Origin of the sequence: Nostoc sp. (genome assembly GCF_035638895.1) — a bacterium.
In the GTDB taxonomy this organism is placed as follows: Bacteria; Cyanobacteriota; Cyanobacteriia; order Cyanobacteriales; family Nostocaceae; genus Nostoc.
In genome coordinates this window covers 1-2,010 of record NZ_DASQZC010000277.1, presented here as the reverse complement: position 1 = coordinate 2,010, position 2,010 = coordinate 1, and the positions used below count along the sequence as shown (strand labels likewise).

Genomic DNA, 2,010 nt, shown 5'->3' with positions numbered 1-2,010 from the left:
ACTCCGTTTATCTCCATCATCCACTTACGAGAGATAATCTCAGTAGGCGTTATCTTAAAAAATAGTGCGTGGGCATAATTACATATCCAGCCCAGTTTGCCGAATTCAGCACAAACTCACGACAAGTAATAGCTTGCAAGGTTCCTTTTGATGAATAGCACAAAGTTTCTTTTTTTACATAAACAAATTACTGGCTGGCAAAGGTGGTTGTCCAAATGCCTGTTGTTGCTTGCAAGTCTTTTCATTATAAGTATGCAACCTGCATACGCTGGTCTTAATAATGATTTATATGATGGCAACATTTTTGTCGTTTATGCTGGCAACGGTTCATTAGTTCCTCCCAGACAGACACTTGCACAGGCTTTAGCTGAACATAAACCCATCTTTTTGGCCTTTTATTTGGATGACAGCAGCGATTCTAAAAGATATGCCATTTCCATTTCACGGGTGCAAGAATTCTATGGTCGGGTAGCAGAAATTATGCCTATTAATGTAGATGCTATCCCGCTTAAACAGACCTACAACCCTACAGAAGCAGGATATTACTATTCTGGGGGTGTTCCTCAAGTCGTGGTGTTTAATAAATCAGGTGAAGTTGTTTTAAATAAAAAAGGTCAAGTACCTTTTGAAGATATAGACGATCAATTTCGTAAAATCTTTGATTTAGTACCACGCACTGAAACAGCACAGCTAAAACGGCGAGCCTTTAATGAGTTTAGTAGTGAGTTAGCTAAGTAACTTATAGGGTAGGCCAAATTGGTCTGCCCTAATTTTTAGTGATATCTGTTACTACATTGCCACCAATGTCAAAGCATAATATTGAAATAGCTGTGTTAACAGATTGGAAAGTTCATAGTCTATAGTTCATAACTAATGACTAATGACCAATGACTAATGACAAACTAGAGTATATTCTAATGTCAAAGGTTTACACGACTCAGGAGCTAATTCAAATTTTGGCAGCCGAACGCCAAGCCTGCCTCAACGGAAAACGCCTAAAATTAGAAATACCAGTCTCTGGCAATCCTGTAATTGACCAGTTTCTCATGACTGATGGGCTGCAACAGTTCACTGCCTATCAAGATTTCAAAGCTGCAATTCATGAATATCAGAAGGAAAACCAAGTTTCAGGTATTATTTGGCGCGAGGTAACAGTCAAAGGTAAAAACTTAAACTATCCCGAAGTAGACAGCGAGTTAATAGCCCTCACTAGTGACTTAGAAATATTAAAAACTGCTAAAAATTCTATTGTAGAATTTTGGTATGAAGTCTCTATGGGGATGGATTTATACTTGAGTTTCAATAATAATAAACAGTACCAAAAAATTGTCACATTTGATGTAGAAAGAATTGTTCAAATAACAGAATGGGCAAGTTTGTGCAAGTGGGAAAATTCTAGCTTTTTGGAAATCATTTTGCAGCTAGGATGGGGTAAACCAGAAGAAGCTTGTTATAAACGAGGAAGACCGCAATCGGGTAGTGAATATATTCATGCAGTCAATCCTGGTAATCGGCCTATTGGTTGAGCAAAGAGGCAGGGGGGAAAAACCATATTATCTCCGCTTGATTGTTTATTAAACTCGAAGAACCCCACCCCGCCAAAGGTATGCTTTGTCTCCCCTCCCCGCCTGCGGGGCTACGGTGTATACACAAGTACTATCTGAAAGGGTTTCAGGCGTTATAGACCCCTTAAATTGTCATTACGAGCGCAGTGATAACGGAGCGAAGTAATCACATAATCCCGTGAGTTTTTGCGATCGCTTGTCTGCGACACCCTGCGGACACGCTTCCAGAGCGATCGCACAACCTAACGCTAGATGACGAAACCAAGTAATAGGGGGAATTTTAAGACTTGTGTATACACTGTAGGCCTGCGGGGAGGGGTTGGGGGTGGGGTGAAATGACTGTGGAAATCGTAACTAATTAGGCGGACATGATATCAGGTTTTAACAGAAAGTTTTCTCAAAAACTCTTTCTTTCCTCCTGCCTTCTGCCTTCTGGCTGCTTCAA

The 2,010-nt window shown here is 40.3% G+C and carries 2 protein-coding genes; both read left to right on the top strand.

Going from position 1 to position 2,010, the window contains the following annotated elements; all coding sequences use genetic code 11:
- The first annotated feature begins 150 nt into the window (after positions 1-150).
- Positions 151-738 carry a thylakoid membrane photosystem I accumulation factor gene (locus VE944_RS13330; protein ID WP_324977720.1) on the top strand — a complete coding sequence of 196 codons (588 nt, stop codon included), beginning with the start codon at positions 151-153 and terminating at the stop codon, positions 736-738.
- A 179-nt stretch (positions 739-917) separates the two neighbouring features.
- Positions 918-1,526: a hypothetical protein gene (locus VE944_RS13325; protein ID WP_324977722.1), complete on the top strand. Its 609-nt coding sequence runs from the start codon at positions 918-920 to the stop codon at positions 1,524-1,526.
- The last annotated feature ends 484 nt before the right edge of the window (positions 1,527-2,010 follow it).